The sequence below is a fragment of the Arthrobacter sp. AOP29-A2-19 genome (assembly GCF_058138025.1).
The window spans coordinates 1,037,533-1,054,984 of sequence record NZ_CM176894.1; the positions used below are offsets into that span (position 1 = coordinate 1,037,533).

13 protein-coding genes are annotated in these 17,452 nt (G+C 70.0%); 7 read left to right on the forward strand and 6 right to left on the reverse strand.

The window, feature by feature from the left end:
• The first annotated feature begins 18 nt into the window (after window positions 1-18).
• On the forward strand, window positions 19-2,037 hold the full coding sequence (locus AC3ZJJ_RS04660; protein ID WP_489894090.1) for an APC family permease: 2,019 nt from the start codon (window positions 19-21) through the stop codon (window positions 2,035-2,037).
• On the forward strand, window positions 2,034-3,392 hold the full coding sequence (locus tag AC3ZJJ_RS04665; protein WP_489894091.1) for a class I SAM-dependent RNA methyltransferase: 1,359 nt from the start codon (window positions 2,034-2,036) through the stop codon (window positions 3,390-3,392). Before AC3ZJJ_RS04660 ends, AC3ZJJ_RS04665 begins: the two co-directional genes overlap by 4 nt.
• Window positions 3,393-3,437: 45 nt before the next feature.
• Here the strand turns inward: AC3ZJJ_RS04665 and AC3ZJJ_RS04670 are convergent, their stop codons facing one another.
• Window positions 3,438-3,932 carry a MarR family winged helix-turn-helix transcriptional regulator gene (locus AC3ZJJ_RS04670; protein WP_489894092.1) on the reverse strand — a complete coding sequence of 165 codons (495 nt, stop codon included), beginning with the start codon at window positions 3,930-3,932 and terminating at the stop codon, window positions 3,438-3,440.
• Window positions 3,933-4,180: 248 nt separating this feature from the next.
• On the opposite strand from AC3ZJJ_RS04670, the gene acnA reads away from it, so the two are divergent.
• From acnA to AC3ZJJ_RS04695, 5 genes are all read left to right on the forward strand, one after another.
• Complete coding sequence (acnA, locus tag AC3ZJJ_RS04675; RefSeq protein ID WP_489894093.1) at window positions 4,181-6,886, forward strand: aconitate hydratase AcnA; 2,706 nt, start codon at window positions 4,181-4,183, stop codon at window positions 6,884-6,886.
• A 166-nt stretch (window positions 6,887-7,052) separates the two neighbouring features.
• Window positions 7,053-9,017: a 1-deoxy-D-xylulose-5-phosphate synthase gene (gene dxs / locus AC3ZJJ_RS04680; RefSeq protein ID WP_489894094.1), complete on the forward strand. Its 1,965-nt coding sequence runs from the start codon at window positions 7,053-7,055 to the stop codon at window positions 9,015-9,017.
• Window positions 9,014-9,607: a DUF402 domain-containing protein gene (locus AC3ZJJ_RS04685; RefSeq protein WP_489894095.1), complete on the forward strand. Its 594-nt coding sequence runs from the start codon at window positions 9,014-9,016 to the stop codon at window positions 9,605-9,607. The genes dxs and AC3ZJJ_RS04685 overlap by 4 nt, the downstream gene beginning before the upstream one ends.
• Before the next feature lie 79 nt (window positions 9,608-9,686).
• Window positions 9,687-10,259, forward strand: coding sequence for a hypothetical protein (locus tag AC3ZJJ_RS04690; RefSeq protein ID WP_489894096.1), 573 nt, complete (start codon window positions 9,687-9,689; stop codon window positions 10,257-10,259).
• 137 nt (window positions 10,260-10,396) lie between these two features.
• Window positions 10,397-11,371, forward strand: coding sequence for an aldo/keto reductase (locus AC3ZJJ_RS04695; protein ID WP_489895693.1), 975 nt, complete (start codon window positions 10,397-10,399; stop codon window positions 11,369-11,371).
• Window positions 11,372-11,489: 118 nt separating this feature from the next.
• Here the strand turns inward: AC3ZJJ_RS04695 and AC3ZJJ_RS04700 are convergent, their stop codons facing one another.
• The 5 genes from AC3ZJJ_RS04700 to AC3ZJJ_RS04720 form a co-directional block, all read right to left on the reverse strand.
• Window positions 11,490-11,927 (reverse strand): Rieske (2Fe-2S) protein, encoded by a 438-nt coding sequence (locus tag AC3ZJJ_RS04700; RefSeq protein WP_489894097.1) that lies wholly within the window; start codon window positions 11,925-11,927, stop codon window positions 11,490-11,492.
• A gap of 75 nt (window positions 11,928-12,002) precedes the next feature.
• Entirely contained in the window at window positions 12,003-14,138 is a 2,136-nt protein-coding gene (locus AC3ZJJ_RS04705; RefSeq protein WP_489894098.1) for a 3-hydroxyacyl-CoA dehydrogenase NAD-binding domain-containing protein, read from the reverse strand.
• Between the two features lie 2 nt (window positions 14,139-14,140).
• Complete coding sequence (locus AC3ZJJ_RS04710; protein ID WP_489894099.1) at window positions 14,141-15,382, reverse strand: thiolase family protein; 1,242 nt, start codon at window positions 15,380-15,382, stop codon at window positions 14,141-14,143.
• A 100-nt stretch (window positions 15,383-15,482) separates the two neighbouring features.
• Entirely contained in the window at window positions 15,483-16,751 is a 1,269-nt protein-coding gene (locus tag AC3ZJJ_RS04715) for an HRDC domain-containing protein (RefSeq protein WP_489894100.1), read from the reverse strand.
• A gap of 22 nt (window positions 16,752-16,773) precedes the next feature.
• Window positions 16,774-17,424 (reverse strand): DUF3000 domain-containing protein, encoded by a 651-nt coding sequence (locus AC3ZJJ_RS04720; RefSeq protein ID WP_489894101.1) that lies wholly within the window; start codon window positions 17,422-17,424, stop codon window positions 16,774-16,776.
• Window positions 17,425-17,452: the final 28 nt, after the last annotated feature.

A 17,452-nucleotide genomic window follows, 5' to 3' on the forward strand; every position in this document is an offset into this window, starting at 1 on the left:
AGGGGCTAACTTTGACTGGTGCTGACGTTTCTCGACGCGCTCAAGCGGATCCTGGTGGGCAGGCCCTTCAGGACCGAAAGGCTGAAGCAGGCACCCCTGCGGCGCCGGCTGGCGCTCCCCCTCCTGTCCTCCAACGCCCTGTCCTCGGTGGCCTATGCCCCGGACGAGGTCCTGTTGACGCTCGCGATCGCCGGTTTGTCGGCCATCTACCTCTCGCCGCTGGTCGGCGTCGCCGTTATGGCGGTCATGCTGGTCATCATCGCCTCCTATCGGCAGTCGGTGAAGGCCTACCCCTCGGGCAAGGGGGACTACGAGATCGCCAGCGTCAACCTGGGTCCCCGCGCCGGAACCACCGTGGCGGCCGCTCTGCTGGTCGACTTTGTGCTGACCGTGGCCGTTTCCATGTCTTCCGCCGCCCACTACGTCGTCGCCGCCGTCCCGTCTCTGTCCGGGCGCCAGTCGCTGATCGCCTGCGCGGGCGTGGTCCTCCTGGCGCTGCTGAACCTGCGCGGGGTCGGCCGGTCCCGGATCGGCAACGCGCTGCCCACCTACCTCTTCGTCGGCGCGATGCTGTTGATGGTCGGCATCGGCGCCGTCTCCGCGGCCCTCGGCACCCTCGGGAGCGCGCCCAGCGCCGGGTTCGAGATCGTCCCCGAGGCGGACTACGAGGCCGGGCTGACGGGCGTGTTCGGCGCCCTGCTGGTCCTTCGCGCGTTCTCCACCGGATCGGCCGCCCTCACCGGCATCGAGGCCCCCATCAGCAACGTCCACACGCTGGCGGCGCCGCGTGCCCGCAACGCGGCGTCCATCCTCCTCTGGCTCGGCGTGGTGGCAACGGCCCTCACGCTGGGGACCATGTTCCTGGCCCGCGCCACGCGCGTACACGTGGTGGAGAACCCGCAGGAGAACCTGCTGCTGGACGGCGGGCCCATCCCCGCGGACTACATCCAGAACCCCGTGCTGGGCCAGCTGGCCCAGGCAATCTTCGGTTCCGGCAGCGTCGGGTTCTACGTGGTCCTCGCGCTCACCGGAGCCGTGCTCTGGATGGCGGGACACGCCGCGTTCCGCTCGTTCCCCAACCTCGCCTCCCACCTCGCGACCGACGGGTACCTGCCGCGCCAGCTGAGGACCCGCGGCGATCGACTGGGGTTCAGCAACGGCATCATTGCCCTGGGGGTCGCCGCCCTGGTCCTGGTCCTGGTGTTCGACGCCCACCTGCCCACCTTGATCCACCTCTACGTCGTCGGCGTCTTCGTGTCCTTTACGCTCAGCCAGCTCGGCATGGTCAAGCACTGGGGCCGCCAGCTGGCCAGCACCGCCGACCGCCGCGTGCGGCTGAAGATCCAACGGTCGCGCCTGCTCAACCTGATCGGATTCGTCTTCACGGCCGCCGTGCTGGTGATCGTCCTGGCGACCAAGCTGGTCTTCGGCGCGTGGCTGGCGGTGCTCGGCATCTTCGCCCTCTACCTGGTGATGTTCTCCATCAACCGGCACTACCAGGCAGTCGACCGCGAGTTGGCCATCGACGACTCCGGCTCGGCCAAGGCGCTCCCCGCCCGCGTCCACGCCCTGATCCTGGTTTCGACCCTCCGCAAGCCGGTCCTCCGCGCGGTCGCCTTCGCGCGCGCCGGACGGCCCTCCAAGCTTGACGCCGTGATCGTCGACGTCGACCCGGAGAAGACGGCGCGCACGATCGCCGAATGGGATCGCCTGGGCATCCCCGTGCCGATCACGGTCCTCGCGTCCCCCTACCGCGAGACGGCCGCGCCGATCATCGACTACATCAAGGGCATCAAGCGCGACTCGCCCCGGGACCTCGTTGTGGTCTACATCCCCGAGTATGTCGTGGGACGCTGGTGGGAGCAGCTGGTACACAACCAAACCGCCCTGCGCATCAAGACCCGGCTGCATTTCGAGCCGGGCGTGGTCGTGGCGAGCGTCCCGTGGCAGCTGTCCGATTCCACGCACGGCCGGGCCATCTTCGAGAACGCCGCGCCCGCGCGCGACACCACCACCAGCGGCCGGAGGCCCCAATGACCCAAGCTCCCCTGCACAACGACGTCCTCGAACTGCGCATCGGCGCGCCCGCCCACGGCGGACACTTCGTGGCGCGACACGAGGGCCGCGTGGTGTTCGTCCGCCACGCGCTTCCGGGGGAGCTGGTGCGCGCCCGCCTGACGGGCGAGGGATCCGGGGGCCGGTTCTGGAACGCGGACACGGTGGAGGTCCTGGAGGCGTCCGAGCAACGGACGGCCCACCCGTGGCCGCTGGCGGACGCCCTGCTGGCGCAGGCACAGGGGCGCCGCCCCGTGGGCGGCGCGGAATTCGGCCACGCCACGCTCGAGCACCAGCGCGAACTCAAGGGCCAGGTCTTCCGGGAGCAGCTGTCCAGGCTCGGGCGGACCGACCCGGACTCGGTCGGATTCTCCGGCGTCGAGGTCCCCAACGGCGAGCGGGGCGACGGGCTGGGCTGGCGCACGCGGGCCTCGTTCTCCGTGGACCCGCAGGGACGCCTGGCCATGAACGCCTACCACTCGGACCTGCTGATCCCGGTCCAGGAGATGCCGCTCGCGGCCGATGCCATCAACGACCTTCGCCTGTGGGAGGTGCCGCTGGCCGGCATCGCCCGGGTCGAGGTCGTGGCGCCGTCGGACGGCGCGCCGCTGGTGCTCTTTGTCGAGAGCGATGGCGCCAAGCCGGGCTCCGCCGACCGCGCGGCGAGGCGGCTGCCCGACGGCGCCTCGGCGGCCGTGCTCACGCAGGCGCCGGGCGCTGCCGCCGACGGGCGCGGCGAGCTGCGTCGCCTGCGCGGGAGGACCTGGGTGGCCGAGAACGTCCTGGGGCGCGGATACCGCGTCACGGGCGAGGGATTCTGGCAGATCCACCGCCTCGCGGCGCCCACGCTCGTCGACGCCGTCACCGGACTGCTGGAGCCGCGGCCGGGCCAGCGCTTCGCGGATCTGTACGCGGGAGCCGGGCTGTTCACCCTTCCGCTGGCCGACGCCGTGGGGGAGACGGGCCACGTCGTCTCCATCGAGGGGGCCCCCGGCACCAGCAAGGATGCCCGGCGGAACGTGCACGGCCGCCCGCAGGCCGAGATCGTCCAGGGCCGCGTGGAGAAGCGCCTGCCCGTGGCCGGAGAGGGCGAGGCCCGTCCGCTGGCCGGCGTTGTGCTGGATCCGCCGCGCGCCGGTGCGGGGAAGGAGGCCGTGGCGCGCATCGCCGCCGCCGCGCCCGAGCGCGTGGCCTACGTTTCCTGCGACCCGGCGTCCTTCGCCCGCGACGTCACGGACTTCGCCAAGAAGGGGTACGTCCTGCGGTCCGCGCGCGTGCTCGACCTCTACCCGCACACGCACCACATGGAGACCGTGGGACTACTCACGAGGGCCTGAGGTCCGCGGCCGGTCCCGCGCCGCGCGGCGGGACGCGCCCCGGCCCTAGGCCTCGAGCCGCGTCAGTAGCCGGCGGAGCCCGTCGACCAAGGGCTGGCGGTCCCCGTCGCCGACGGCGCCGAGGAGTTCGTGCTCGATCCTCAGGAGCTCCACGAAGGCCGCGTCCACGATCCTTCGGCCCTCGCTGCGCAGCCGGACGCGGACGATGCGGGCGTCGTCCGGGTCGGCGGAGCGCTCCACAAGGCCCCGCGCGGCGAGCCTGTCGATGCGGCTGGTCATGGTGCCGGAGGTCACCAGGTTCTCCTTGGCGAGCGCCCCGGCGGTCAGCGCGCCGTCTGGGCTGCGCCGGACGGCGGAGAGCACGTCGAAATCCCCGAGCTGCAGGCCGTGGGTGGCCAGGGCATTCCTCCGCAGGGCATCGAAGCGCTGGGCCAGCCGGCCGACCCGGCTAAAGACGCCCATCGGCTCGACGTCTTCAGACGGCATGGCCCGCCGCCATCCGTCGATGATCTCGTCCACGGCATCGGGCTGCCCGCTCATCCGCCTTCAACCCCCTCGTGTTGGTCCATTGGCACCAGACTATCTTGACATCAAGATACCCGGGAAGTACCGTGAGAATAAGTCTTGATATCAAGATATCCCGGCGCTGGGGGTATGCGGAAAGTGGCGCGCGACTAGACTGTGAACAGCTCTGCCGCAACCAACCGGACCGCCTCCCAGTAAGGACTGCCTAACTGGCGGTGTGACCGGACGTGCAACAAAGATGAAGTCTGGCGAGAGGAGTCCCAATGAGTAATGTGGACAGCTTTGGGGCCAAAGGCGTATTGGACGTCGATGGCAACGAATACGAAATTTTCCGGCTGAACGCGGTAGAAGGTTCCGAGAGCCTTCCGTACAGCCTCAAGATCCTGCTTGAGAACCTGCTGAGGACCGAGGACGGCGCGAACATCACCGCCGATCACGTGCGCGCCCTTGCCCAGTGGGACGAGAACGCACAGCCGGACATTGAAATCCAGTTCACCCCGGCACGCGTTCTGATGCAGGACTTCACCGGTGTTCCCTGTGTCGTTGACCTCGCCACCATGCGCGAGGCAGTGAAGGACCTTGGCGGCGATCCGACCCGCGTCAACCCGCTGGCACCGGCCGAAATGGTCATCGACCACTCCGTGCAGATCGACGTGTTCGGCAACGCCGGTGCCCTCGAGCGCAACATGGAGATCGAGTACCAGCGCAACGGCGAGCGCTACCAGTTCCTTCGCTGGGGCCAGACGGCGTTCGACGACTTCAAGGTCGTTCCGCCGGGAACCGGTATCGTGCACCAGGTCAACATCGAGTACCTGGCCCGCACCGTGATGACCCGCGAGGTTGACGGCAAGCTGCGCGCCTACCCCGACTCCTGCGTCGGCACCGACTCGCACACCACCATGGTCAACGGCCTGGGCGTGCTGGGCTGGGGCGTCGGCGGCATCGAGGCGGAGGCCGCCATGCTGGGCCAGCCGGTCTCCATGCTGATCCCGCGCGTGGTGGGCTTCAAGCTTTCCGGCAACATTCCGGCCGGCGCCACGGCGACCGACGTCGTGCTGACCATCACGGAGATGCTGCGCAAGCACGGCGTCGTCGGCAAGTTCGTCGAATTCTATGGCGAGGGTGTCGCGGCGGTGCCGCTGGCCAACCGTGCCACGATCGGCAACATGAGCCCGGAGTTCGGCTCCACCGCCGCCATGTTCCCGATCGACGGCGTCACGCTGGACTACCTCCGGCTGACCGGCCGCCCGGCCGAGAACGTCGCGCTGGTCGAGTCCTACGCGAAGGAACAGGGCCTGTGGCACGATCCGTCCCGCGAGCTGCGCTTCTCCGAGTACCTCGAACTGGACCTCTCCACCGTGGTCCCCTCGATCGCCGGCCCGAAGCGTCCCCAGGACCGCATCGAGCTCACGAGCGCCAAGGAGCAGTTCCGCAAGGACATCCACAACTACGCCGCGGGCGACGCGGACGCCCTGAACATCGGGCGCCCGTCCAAGCCGGTCGACGTGACGATGGCCGACGGCCGCGCCTTCACCGTCGACCACGGCCTGGTGTCGATCGCCTCCATCACCTCGTGCACCAACACCTCGAACCCGTCGGTCATGCTGGCCGCCGCGCTCCTGGCGCGCAAGGCCGTTGAGAAGGGCCTCGCGTCCAAGCCGTGGGTCAAGACGTCCGTCGCGCCGGGCTCCAAGGTCGTCACGGACTACTACGAGAAGTCCGGCCTGACCCCGTACCTGGAGAAGCTGGGCTTCTACATCGTCGGCTACGGCTGCGCGACCTGCATCGGCAACTCCGGCCCGCTCGAGGCGGAGATCTCCGAGGCCATCCAGGCCAACGACCTCGCCGCCACGGCCGTCCTCTCCGGAAACCGCAACTTCGAGGGCCGGATCAACCCGGACGTGAAGATGAACTACCTCGCGTCCCCGCCGCTGGTCATCGCCTATGCGCTGGCCGGAACTATGGACTTCGACTTCGAGACGGATTCCCTGGGCCGGGACGACGCCGGCAACGACGTCTTCCTGCGCGACATCTGGCCGACCCCGCTCGAGGTCCAGCAGACCATCGACGCGTCGATCGACGAGGGCATGTTCGCGAAGGGCTACGAGGGCGTCTTCGACGGCGACGACCGTTGGAAGGCGCTCGACACGCCGGCCGGCGACACGTTCGCCTGGGACGAGAAGTCCACGTACGTCCGGAAGCCCCCGTACTTCGAGGGCATGAAGGCCACACCGGATCCCGTCTCCGACATCTCCGGGGCGCGCGTCCTGCTGAAGCTGGGCGATTCGGTCACCACCGACCACATCTCCCCGGCCGGTTCCTTCAAGTCCGACACCCCGGCTGGCCAGTACCTGCTGGCCAACGGCGTGGACCGCAAGGACTTCAACTCCTACGGGTCCCGCCGCGGAAACCACGAGGTCATGATCCGCGGAACGTTCGCGAACATCCGTATCCGCAACCAGATCCTGGACGGCGTCGAGGGTGGCTTCACCCGCGACTTCACCCAGGACGGCGCCCCGCAGGCCTACGTCTACGACGCCGCGCAGAACTACGCCGAGGCCGGCGTCCCGCTGGTGGTCATCGCCGGCAAGGAGTACGGCTCCGGTTCGTCCCGCGACTGGGCCGCAAAGGGCACCGCGCTGCTGGGCGTCAAGGCCGTCATCGCCGAGAGCTACGAGCGCATCCACCGTTCCAACCTCATCGGCATGGGCGTCCTTCCGCTCCAGTTCCCGGCCGGCGAATCCGCCGCGACCCTGGGTCTGGCCGGAACGGAAACGTTCTCCGTCGAGGGCGTCACCGAGCTGAACAACGGCACCACGCCGAAGACGCTCAAGGTGACCGCCACGGGCGAGGACGGCTCCACCAAGTCGTTCGACGCCGTCCTGCGCATCGACACGCCGGGCGAGGCGGACTACTACCGCAACGGCGGCATCCTGCAGTACGTGCTGCGCCAGATCTCCGCTTCCTAGCGGAAATAGCGCGACGCTCCGCGAGGGCGGGCATCCGGGAAACCGGATGCCCGCCCTCGCGGCCTTTCCGCGCCGCCCGGCGCGTTGCCGGGGGCGCTGCGCGGCCGCCGGGGACCGGGCGGTAGGATTAACGAACGCCTCAAGCCATTGTGAAAGGACCTACCCTGTGGGACTACTGGAGACCATTGGCGAACCGCGCGACCTGCGCCGGTTGGACCTGGCCCAATTGCAGGGGCTTGCCGGGGAAATCCGCGGATTCCTGATCGCCAACGTGGCGCGCACCGGCGGGCACCTCGGGCCGAACCTGGGCGTCGTTGAACTGACCCTCGGCATACACCGCGTGTTCGACTCGCCGCGCGATTCCGTGGTGTTCGACACCGGCCACCAGTCCTACGTCCACAAGCTGCTCACCGGGCGGCAGGACTTCTCCACGCTGCGCCAGGAGGGCGGCCTGGCCGGGTACCCCGAGCGCTCCGAGTCCGAACACGACATCGTCGAGAGCTCGCACGCGTCCAGCTCGCTGTCCTGGGCCGACGGCATCTCCCGCGCCCGGCAGCTTGCGGGGGAGGGCGACCGCTACGTCGTCGCCATGGTCGGGGACGGCGCGCTGACCGGCGGCATGGCCTGGGAGGCCATCAACAACATCGCCGCGGACAAGGACCGGCGGGTCGTCATCGTGGTCAACGACAACGGCCGCTCCTACGCCCCGACCATCGGCGGGCTCGCCGATCAGCTGGCCGGACTGCGGCAGACGCTGGACAAGGTCCGCACGCACGAGGTCTACGAGGGCACCCTCGACTTCTGGAAGGAGCGCCTGCAGAAGGGCGGGGCCGTGGGGCGCTTCGCCTACAAGAGCCTGCACGCCACCAAGAAGGGCATCAAGGACTGGTGGGCGCCGCAGGGGCTCTTCGAGGACCTCGGCATGAAGTACATCGGCCCGATCGACGGCCACAACATGGCCGCGGTGGAGGAGGCGCTGCAGCTGGCCCGGAGCTACAAGGGCCCGGTCATTGTGCACGCCCTCACCGAGAAGGGCCGGGGCTACGCCCCGGCACGCGCCGACGAGGCGGACCAGTTCCACTCCGTGGGCGTGATCGACCCCGAGACGGGCGAGCTGGTGGAACGCCCGGATGCCCAGTCCTGGACCAGCGTCTTCGGCGAGGAAATCGCCGACATCGCCGACGACCGCGCGGACATCGTCGCCATCACGGGGGCCATGCTCATCCCGGTGGGCCTCAAGACCATGGCAGAACGCCACCCGTCCCGCGTGATCGACGTTGGCATCGCCGAGCAGCACGCCCTCACCAGCGCCGCCGGCATGGCCTTTGGCGGCCTGCACCCGGTGGTCGCCCTCTACGCCACGTTCCTCAACCGCGCCTTCGACCAGCTCTTGATGGACGTCGCGCTGCACAAGGCCGGCGTGACGGTGGTGCTGGACCGCGCGGGTGTCACCGGGCCAGACGGGCCCAGCCACCACGGCATGTGGGACCTGTCCCTGCTGCAGATTGTCCCCGGGCTCCACCTCGCGGCGCCCCGCGACGCCACGCGCCTGAGGGAAGAGCTCCGCGAGGCCGTGGCGGTCGACGACGCGCCCACCGTGCTGCGCTTCTCCAAGGGCTCCGTGGGCGCCGAGATCGACGCGGTCGAGCGGCTGCACGACGGCGTCGACGTGCTGGCGCGCCACGGCGAGGCGGAACTGGACGTCCTGCTCGTCGCCGTCGGGACCATGGCCGGGATCGCGCTGGACGTCGCGGAGCGGCTTCGCGCCCAGGGCATCTCCTCCACGGTGGTCGACCCGCGGTGGGTCCTTCCCGTCCCGCGCTCCATCATCGGCCTGGCCGCCCGCCATCGGATCGTGGTCTGCATCGAGGACGGCGTCAAGGCCGGCGGCATCGGCTCGCGCATCCGGCAGGAGATGCGGGCCGCCGGTGTGGACACCGCCCTGAACGAGGTGGGGCTGCCCGTCGAGTTCCTCAAGCACGGCTCGCGCAACCAGGTGCTGGCGCGCGTGGGTATCACCGCCGCCCAGATTGCCAGGGACACCGTCGCCCAGGTCCTGGGGACGAAGGTGCCCTTCGCCCGCCCCCTGCCCGGCCATGACCTTCCCACCGGGCAGATCCCGCAACTATGAGCCTTCCGGAGGGCCTCGCCCGCAACCCCGGACCCATCGACGCCGGAGAACCGATCGTGGCGCGCGCCTGGAAGTACGACGGCGGGGCGCACTGGGTTGTTCCCGGAACCTACCTCGGTGCCGACTCCTTCGGCCACTGGGTCTTCCAGCCGTTGGGTTCCTTCGTGTCCCGCCCCGGCCTCGGCTTTATGGCGGAGTCCGACGCCGTCTGCCTCTTCCCGCACCGCGGCGACTGGGTGGCGACGTTCTACGACGAGACACATCCCCGGGACTTCCGCCTCTACATCGACGTGTCCACCGGCATCGGCTGGCGCCCGCTGCGTCCCTCCGGCTGGGAAGTGAATTCCATCGACATGGACCTGGACGTCATCCGCTCGACGGAGCGCGGCGTGTTCCTCGACGACGAGGACGAGTTTGCCGAACATTCCGTGGCCTTCGGCTATCCGGAACCGCTCCGGCAGGCGATGCGGGCGGAGGCGATTCACCTGCTGGAGGCAGTGCGCGAGTGCGCGGCTCCCTTCGACACCACCGTGCAGGACTGGTTCGCGGCAGGCCGTGCGCCCGCCGCGGCACGCCCGGCGTCACCCTAGCGGCGGCCGGGTGGCCGGCCCGGGCAACGACCAACGATCTTCCAGACGACATCCAGCACCACCAGCATCGAGGAGCACCATGGCCATCATCCGCATGTACCGCCGGGACGACAAGGGGACCCTCGAGTTCCGCGAGGCCTGGTACGAGGAGTTCGAGGACCAGGAGCTGGGCCAGTTTGTCGTGAACCACGGCAGCGTTGGGCACCAGTCCAAGACCAAGGAAGCCAAGGACGTCGATACCGAGACCGGCGCGGCGCTGCTGGCGGCCTTCGAGGAGCAGTGCTCGGAGGACGGCTTCGCTGAGCTTGCCGACGAGGACCAGTATTGGGTCGTCGTCCAGTACGCGCTCAAGTCGGTGGAGGGCACCGACCGCGACAACCACCTTCGACGCCGGGCCGAGGACGTCCTGAAGGGCCACTTGGCGTGGCGCGGACTGGGGACCGTGGAGTCGGCGGACTTCGCCCCGAGGAAGCTGAACATCAGGATCCTGTCTCCGGAGCCCGCGAAGGCCGTCTCCGCGATCAAGACCTGCCTGCGCGACGCGCAGCTGGACTTCACCAAGCTCTCGATCGGCGTCGCACCCTACGGCCAGCCGGAGGCCCTGAAGCAGAAGCACCCTCTCCCGGCCAAGGGCACGTTCTCGCTGGCCTGACCCACCATCCCGAGGCCGGCGGACCGCCGGCCAACCCACCCACGCCGGTCGGACCGCGTCCGCACCGGAACCCGGCAGAGAGGCATTCCATGACCGACACCGCTGACCCCCTGGACAACCGCACGTTCGACGGCGACATGGAGTATCGCAGGCTTGGGCGCTCCGGCCTGGCCGTCTCGGTCGTGGGACTGGGGTGCAACAACCTGGGGCGGTCCGGGACCGCCACCGAGAGCCAGGAGGAGACCGACGCCGTGGTGCACGCCGCCATTGAGGCGGGTGTCACGCTGTTCGACACCGCGGACTCCTACGGCAGGGAACCCGGCCTGTCCGAGATTCGGCTCGGCAAGGCGCTCGGCCGGCGGCGGGACGACGTGGTGGTCGCGACGAAGTTCGGCATGGACATGTCAGGGGCCAACGGGCGCGACTTCGGCGCCCGGGGATCGCGGCGGTACATCGCCGCCGCGGTCGAGGCGTCGCTCCGCCGCCTGGGCACGGACCACATCGATCTCTACCAGTTCCACACCCCGGATCCGCTGACGCCCATCGAGGAGACGCTGGCCGCACTCGACGACGTTGTGCGGGCCGGCAAGGTGCGCTACATCGGGCACTCGAACCGCGCCGGGTGGCAGATAGCCGAGGCCGAATTCGTCGCGCGGCACGCGGGCCACACGCCCTTCATCTCCAGCCAGAGCCACTACAACCTGCTGGATCGCCGGGCGGAACTGGAGGTGCTTCCGGCGGCGGAGGCCTACGGGCTGGGCGTGCTGCCCTACTTCCCGCTGGCCAACGGCCTGCTGACCGGCAAGTACTCCTCCGGGCAGGCTCCGGACGGCAGCCGCCTGACGCATTCCCGGCAGAACCTGTTGGAGAAGGCCGACCTCGAGCAATTGGGGCAGTTCGGCGAGTTCGCGCGGTCGCGCGGCCTGACGGAGCTTGGGGTCGCGTTTTCCTGGCTCGCCGCGCAGCCCGCCGTCTCGTCCGTCATCGCCGGCGCCACGCGGCCCGAGCAGATCCGCGAGAACGCGCGCTCCGTCGGATGGACGCCCTCCGGCGGGGACCTGGAGGCGCTGGACGCCATCTTCCCGCGCACGCCGAAGGTGGCGCTCTTCTAGCGGCCGACGGCCCTCGAAGCCGCCACCGAGGCCGTGGCGACCATCGGCTGGCTCGGCCGGCTGCGCCACGCGCACCGGGAAACAGGCGCCGGGCGGCGAGCCGCCCGGCGCACTTCGGCTAGAGGTAGACGATCACCTTGTCGTCCTGAATGGCCGCCGCATAGCGCTTCAGGGGGTCCTTCGCGGGCCCGGCAACGCGCGCGCCGTCGGCCATCGCGAATTCGGATCCGTGGCAGGGGCAGGAGAAGTTCTCCGAGCCGATTCCCACTTGGCAGCCCTCGTGCGTGCACACGGAGCTGTAGGCGAGCACGGTGGTCTCGTCCGGCCGGTAGAGCAGGTAGTTGTGGCCCCCGATATCGACGGACATGCTGCCGCCGACCGCCAGTTCCTTGGTGGTCGCCGCCTCCGTTCCCTCGCCGGTGGTGGCCGGCGTCTCCGCCGTCGTGGATTCTCCGCCTCCCCCTCCGCAGGCGACCAGTGCCGTCGCGGCGCCGACCGCCAGGGAGGAACCGAGGACTATCCTTCGCGCCGGACGCCCGGCCATGATTTCGCTCATGCCCCATCTTGTTCCATGCGCCCGGCATTTGTGAAGCCGAACCCGCCCGCCACTTGGGGCGGGACGGTGGGCGGGTCAGGATTCGGCGTGGAACCTGCGGCCGTTGACACGCTCCGAGGCGCCGACGCGGTCGAGGTACGGCGTGATCCCGCCGAGATGCATCGGCCACCCCGCGCCCATGATCATGCACAGGTCGATGTCTTCGGGCCCCTCCACGACCCCTTCGGCGAGCATCAGGCCGATCTCCTCCGCCAGCGCATCCTGCGTGCGGCGCAGGAGCTCCTCCGATGTGCTCGGGGTGGTGCCGAAGGAGAGGAGGCCAAGAGTCGAGTCCGGGATCGAGTCGGCGCCGTCCGCGTCCTTGGCCCAGAGGGACACGACTCCGTTGTCGACGAGCTTCTGTTGATTGGACGAGACCCGGAAGCGGTCGCCGAAGGCGCCGTGGAGCGACTCCATCACGTGCTGGGCCACCGGGATGCCCACCATCGCCAACAGCGTGAAGGGTGTCATGGGAAGCCCCATGGGCTTCAGTGCGTTGTCCGCGACCCCCGCCGGGGTTCCGTCGTCGAACGCGTTGGAGACCTCGCCCATCAGCCGCAGCAGGACGCGGTTGACCACAAACGCGGGAGCGTCCTTCACCAGGACCGCCGTCTTCTTCAGCTCCTTGGCCAGGGCGAACGCCGTGGCGAGCACCGCATCGTCCGTCGCGGGCGCGCGGACGATCTCGATCAGCGGCATCACGGCCACGGGATTGAAGAAGTGGAACCCCACGACGCGCTCCGGGTGGGCCAGATCGGCGGCCATCTCCGTCACCGACAGCGACGACGTGTTCGTGGCCAGGATGCACTCCGGCCCGACGACGGCCTCGACTTCGGCGAAGACCTGCTTCTTGACGGTCAGCTCCTCGAAGACGGCCTCGACGACAAGGTCGGCGTCGGCAAACGCGGCCTTGTCCACCGAGCCGGTGACCAGCGCCTTGGTGCGGTTGGCGGCGTCGGGGGAGATGCGCCGCTTGGCGAGCAGCTTGTCCACCTCGCCGTGGATGTAGGACAGGCCGCGGTCCACGCGCGCCTGGTCGATGTCCGTGATGACGACGGGCACTTTCAGGGCCTTGGCGAACAGCAGGGCGAATTGCCCGGCCATCAGGCCGGCGCCGACCACTCCGATTTTCCCCACCGGGCGCGCGAGCTTGCGGTCGGGGGCGCCGGCGGGCCGCTTGGACCGCTTCTGAACAAGGTCCAGGAACGCATACACGGTGTCGTGGAACTGCGGCGTCTGCATCAGTTCGGTCAGGGCGAGGCACTCCAGCTCCGCCGATTCGCGCTGGGTCGCCGACTTCCCGGCCTCGAAGACGTCCAACACCCTGCCCGGGGCGGGGGCCGCGTTGGAGGTCTTGGCCTCCACGAACGCCCGCGCCCGGGAAGCGGCGGCGTCCCAACGCTCGGCGGCCTCGGGGTCCCCGGAGGGGTCGACGGCATTGGGGCGGGCGACGTCGATGCGTCCGTCCACCACGGAGGCCGCCCACTCGACGGAGCGCTCAAGGAAGTCCGCCGGCTCGAAGAGGGCGTCGGCGATGCCGAGGCCGAAGGCCGAGGAGCCGTCCAGCGAGCGGTTGTTGTTCAAGGGGTTTTCGATCATGACGGTCAGCGCCGCCTCCGGGCCGATCAGGCGGGGCAGGCGGTAGACGCCGCCCCATCCCGGGACGAGCCCGATAAAGGCCTCGGGAAGCCCGATGCCGTTGGCGCCGCTGGACACCGTCCGGTAGTTGGCGGCCAGCGCGATCTCCAGTCCGCCGCCGAGCGCGACGCCGTTGATGAACGCGAAGGTGGGCACTCCGAGGTCCGCCAGCAGGTCGTACGCCGCATGCCCCAGCTCGGCCATCAGGCGCCCCTGGGACGCGTCCTTGAGGCTCTTGACGGTGGACAGGTCGGCGCCGGCGACCAGGAAATACGGCTTGCCGGTGACGGCCAGGGCATGGATGGCCCCCGCCGCCACGCGTTCCTTCTGGTCCGCGAGCGTGCGGCCGAGCTCGATCAGCGTTCGCGGTCCCAGTGTGGTGGGCTTGGAGTGGTCAAGACCGTTGTCCAACGTGATTAGCGCCAGCGTCTTGCCCCCGGGGAGGGCCACGTCGCTCACCAGCGAATGCGTGACCACCTCGTCCGGCACCAGTGCGGCGAGGGGAGCGAAGCTCTCGAAGGTTTCCTGCGCCATGGCTAGGCGTCCTTTCCGTAGTCGGCGTGGTTCGGGTTTTCCCAGATGACGGTGCCACCCATGCCCAGCCCGATGCACATGGTGGTCAGCCCGAAGCGCGCGGACGGGTCCTGAGCGAACTGCCGCGCCAACTGGGTCATCAGTCGGACGCCCGAGGAGGCCAGAGGGTGCCCGACGGCGATTGCGCCGCCGAAGCGGTTCACGCGCGGATCGTCGTCGGGGATGCCGAAATGGTCCAGGAAGGAGAGCACCTGGACGGCGAAGGCCTCGTTGATCTCGAAGAGGCCGATGTCGCCGATCTCCAGTCCGGCCTGGGCGAGGGCCTTTTCTGTGGAGGGGACGGGGCCGATGCCCATCACCTGGGGTTCGACGCCGGCGAACGCATAGGAGACCAGGCGCATCCTCACCGGAAGGCCAAGCTCGGCGGCGGCGTCCGAGGACGCCAGAAGGGCGGCAGTGGCGCCGTCGTTGAGTCCGGCGGCGTTGCCCGCGGTCACCCGGCCGTGCGCGCGGAAGGGCGTGCGCAGCTGGGCCAAGTCGGCCTCCGTCGTGCCCGGCCGCGGGGGCTCGTCCCTGCTGTGCACGGCCCATCCCTCTCCGGGCCGCCGCGCAGCGACCGGAACGAGGTCGGGCTGGATGTCGCCGGCGTCGTACGCGGCGGCGAACTTCGCCTGGCTGGCCACGGCGTAGCGGTCGGCGCGCGCCTTGGTGATGGCCGGGAAGCGGTCGTGCAGGTTCTCCGCGGTGTTGCCCATGTTGAGGGCGGCAGGATCAACCAGGCGCTCGGACATAAAACGGGGGTTGGGATCGGCGCCTTCTCCCATGGGGTGGTTGCCCATGTGTTCGACCCCGCCGGCGATGGCCACGTCGTAGGCGCCGAACGCGATGGAGCCGGCGGTGGCCGTCACCGCCGTCATGGCCCCGGCGCACATGCGGTCGATCGCGTAGCCGGGCACACTCTGCGGCAATCCGGCAAGAAGCGCCGCCGTCCGGCCGATCGTCAGGCCCTGGTCTCCGGTCTGGGTGGTGGCCGCGATCGCGACCTCGTCGACGCGCTCGGCCGGCAGTGACGGGTTGCGGCGCATCAGGTCGCGGATGCACTTGACGACCAGATCGTCCGCCCGGGTGCCGTGGTAGATGCCCTTCTCGCCGGCCTTGCCGAACGGGGTCCGGACGCCGTCGACGAAGACAACGTCGCGGACCTGTCGCGTGCGGCTCAGCGGACGCGTGGGGGTGGGGGTCACCTGGCGCTCCTTCGGAGATGGGAATGTGATCCGCCCCATACGTTACTGGTCAGTAACTTTCCGTGCAACCGCTGGCTCCTGCGCGCGAAGGACGCGTTGTCTACGCGATCGGGTCCGGATCAAGGAAGGCCACCGTCAGGATCGGCGCGGTGATCTCGATCTGCCAGGGCCGGGCGCCCAGCCCTGCCAGGGCGGAGGCGATCGTCTCGGGCTCGACGGGAGCCGGCGGCCGCCAGCAGACCCTGCGCAGGTAGTCCGGGGTCAGCAGGTTCTCGACCGGCATGTCGAGCGTCTCGGCGGCCCTCGCGATGCGCGGCTTGGCGGTGTTCAGGCGCTGGGCGGCCGCCGGATCCTTGTCCGCCCACGTGCGGGGCGGGGGCGGCGAATTCGACTGGAGATGCAGCGCCGGCAGCACCTCTTCCGCGCGGGCCTGCTGCAGGCAGCGAAGCCAGCGTGGCGCCTCCTTGCCGGCGGCCCGCCCGTGGAAGCCCGGCGTCTTGAGCAGTTGCGGCACGGTGGTTGGCATGGCCTTGGCCGCGGCGATCAGAGCCGCGTCCGGAATCAGGCGGCCCGGTGCCACGTCGCGGTTCTCGGCAAGCGCCTCGCGCTCCAGCCAGAGGGCGCGGACCGCGGCCAGTTGGCGGCGGTCCCGCAGTTGGTGCAGCCCGGACGTGCGCCTCCAGGGATCGACTCGGGGCGCGGCGGGCGCGGCGGACCGGATGGCCTCGAACTCCTCCACGGCGTAGGCCAGCTTGCCGCCGTCCTCCAGCAGCCGGATCAGTTCGGTGCGCAGCTCGGTCAGGACCTCGACGTCGAGGGCGGCGTACCTGAGCCACGGCTCGGGGAGCGGGCGGGTGGACCAGTCGGCGGCCGAGTGCTCCTTGGCCAGGGAGAGCCCCAGCAGCGACTCGACGACGGCGCCGAGCCCCACGCGAGGCAGTCCGGCGAGCCGCGCGGCCAGTTCGGTGTCGAACAACGCGTCCGGACGCATGCCGACCTCCTCCAGGCAGGGAAGGTCCTGCGTGGACGCATGGAGGATCCACTCGACGTCGGACAGGGCGTCGTTCACGATCTTCAGGTCCTCGAAGGGCTCCGGATCGATCAGCCACGTTCCCGCGCCCTCGCGGCGGATCTGGACCAGGAAGGCGCGCTGCCCGTAGCGGAATCCCGAGGCGCGCTCCGCGTCGACCGCGGCCGGCCCGGTGCCGGCCGCCAGCGCGGCGGCGGCTCGGGCCAAGCCGGACGGGGTGTTGACGACCAGCGGCACGCCGTCCCGCGGTTCGGTGAGGGGGACCGGTAACGCCTCCGGCGCGGATTCCTCGTCGGTGGCGTCTTCTGCTGGGCTGGTATCGGTGTGCGCGGTCGTCATGGTGCCTTTGAGTCTAGTCGGCTCAGGAGCGCCGGCGGCGGGGCAGGGCGGTCACGCCGGCAGGAAGCGGGGGCAGCCCCGCGAACGTGCAGACCATGTCCATCCACGCCTCGAGGTGGTTCGTGACGTCGGGATCGCTGGGGGTCCAGGAGGCCCGCAGCTCGATGTCGATGGTTTCGGGGCGGTCGCTGAGGCCGCCGAAGCTCTCCGACAACACGCGCGTGGCGGTGCCGCCGGCCTGCGTGTGGCGGGCCGAATGGTCCTGCAGCGCCTCGACCAGCCAGGTCCACGCGACGGACCCCAGCATGGCGTCGTTGCCCATGTCGGCGTCGAGCTGGGCGCGGATGTACGTGACGATCCGGAAGTTGCCCTTCCACACGGCCGAGCCCGCCGGATCGTGGAGCAGGATGAAGCGGCCCGTCGCGAGCTCGTCGTCGTCCTCGCCGGCCCGCGCGTCCGCGAGTGCGGCGGCGGCCGGCCCGTGCTGGGGCCGGGCGAACGATGCGGCCGGCTCGAACACCTCGGCCGACAGCGCCACGGCGAACGGGGCGAGCCGTGCGGGGGCGGGAATCTCCTCGAGCCGGACCTCGGAGCGCCCCTGCGCCCGCCGAAGCGAGGCCAGGGCCGCCAGGAAGTCCGGGGGAACCGTTGAAAGGTCGCCTAGTGCGGTCACGCCTCCGAGTGTAGGACGGGGCGGCGCG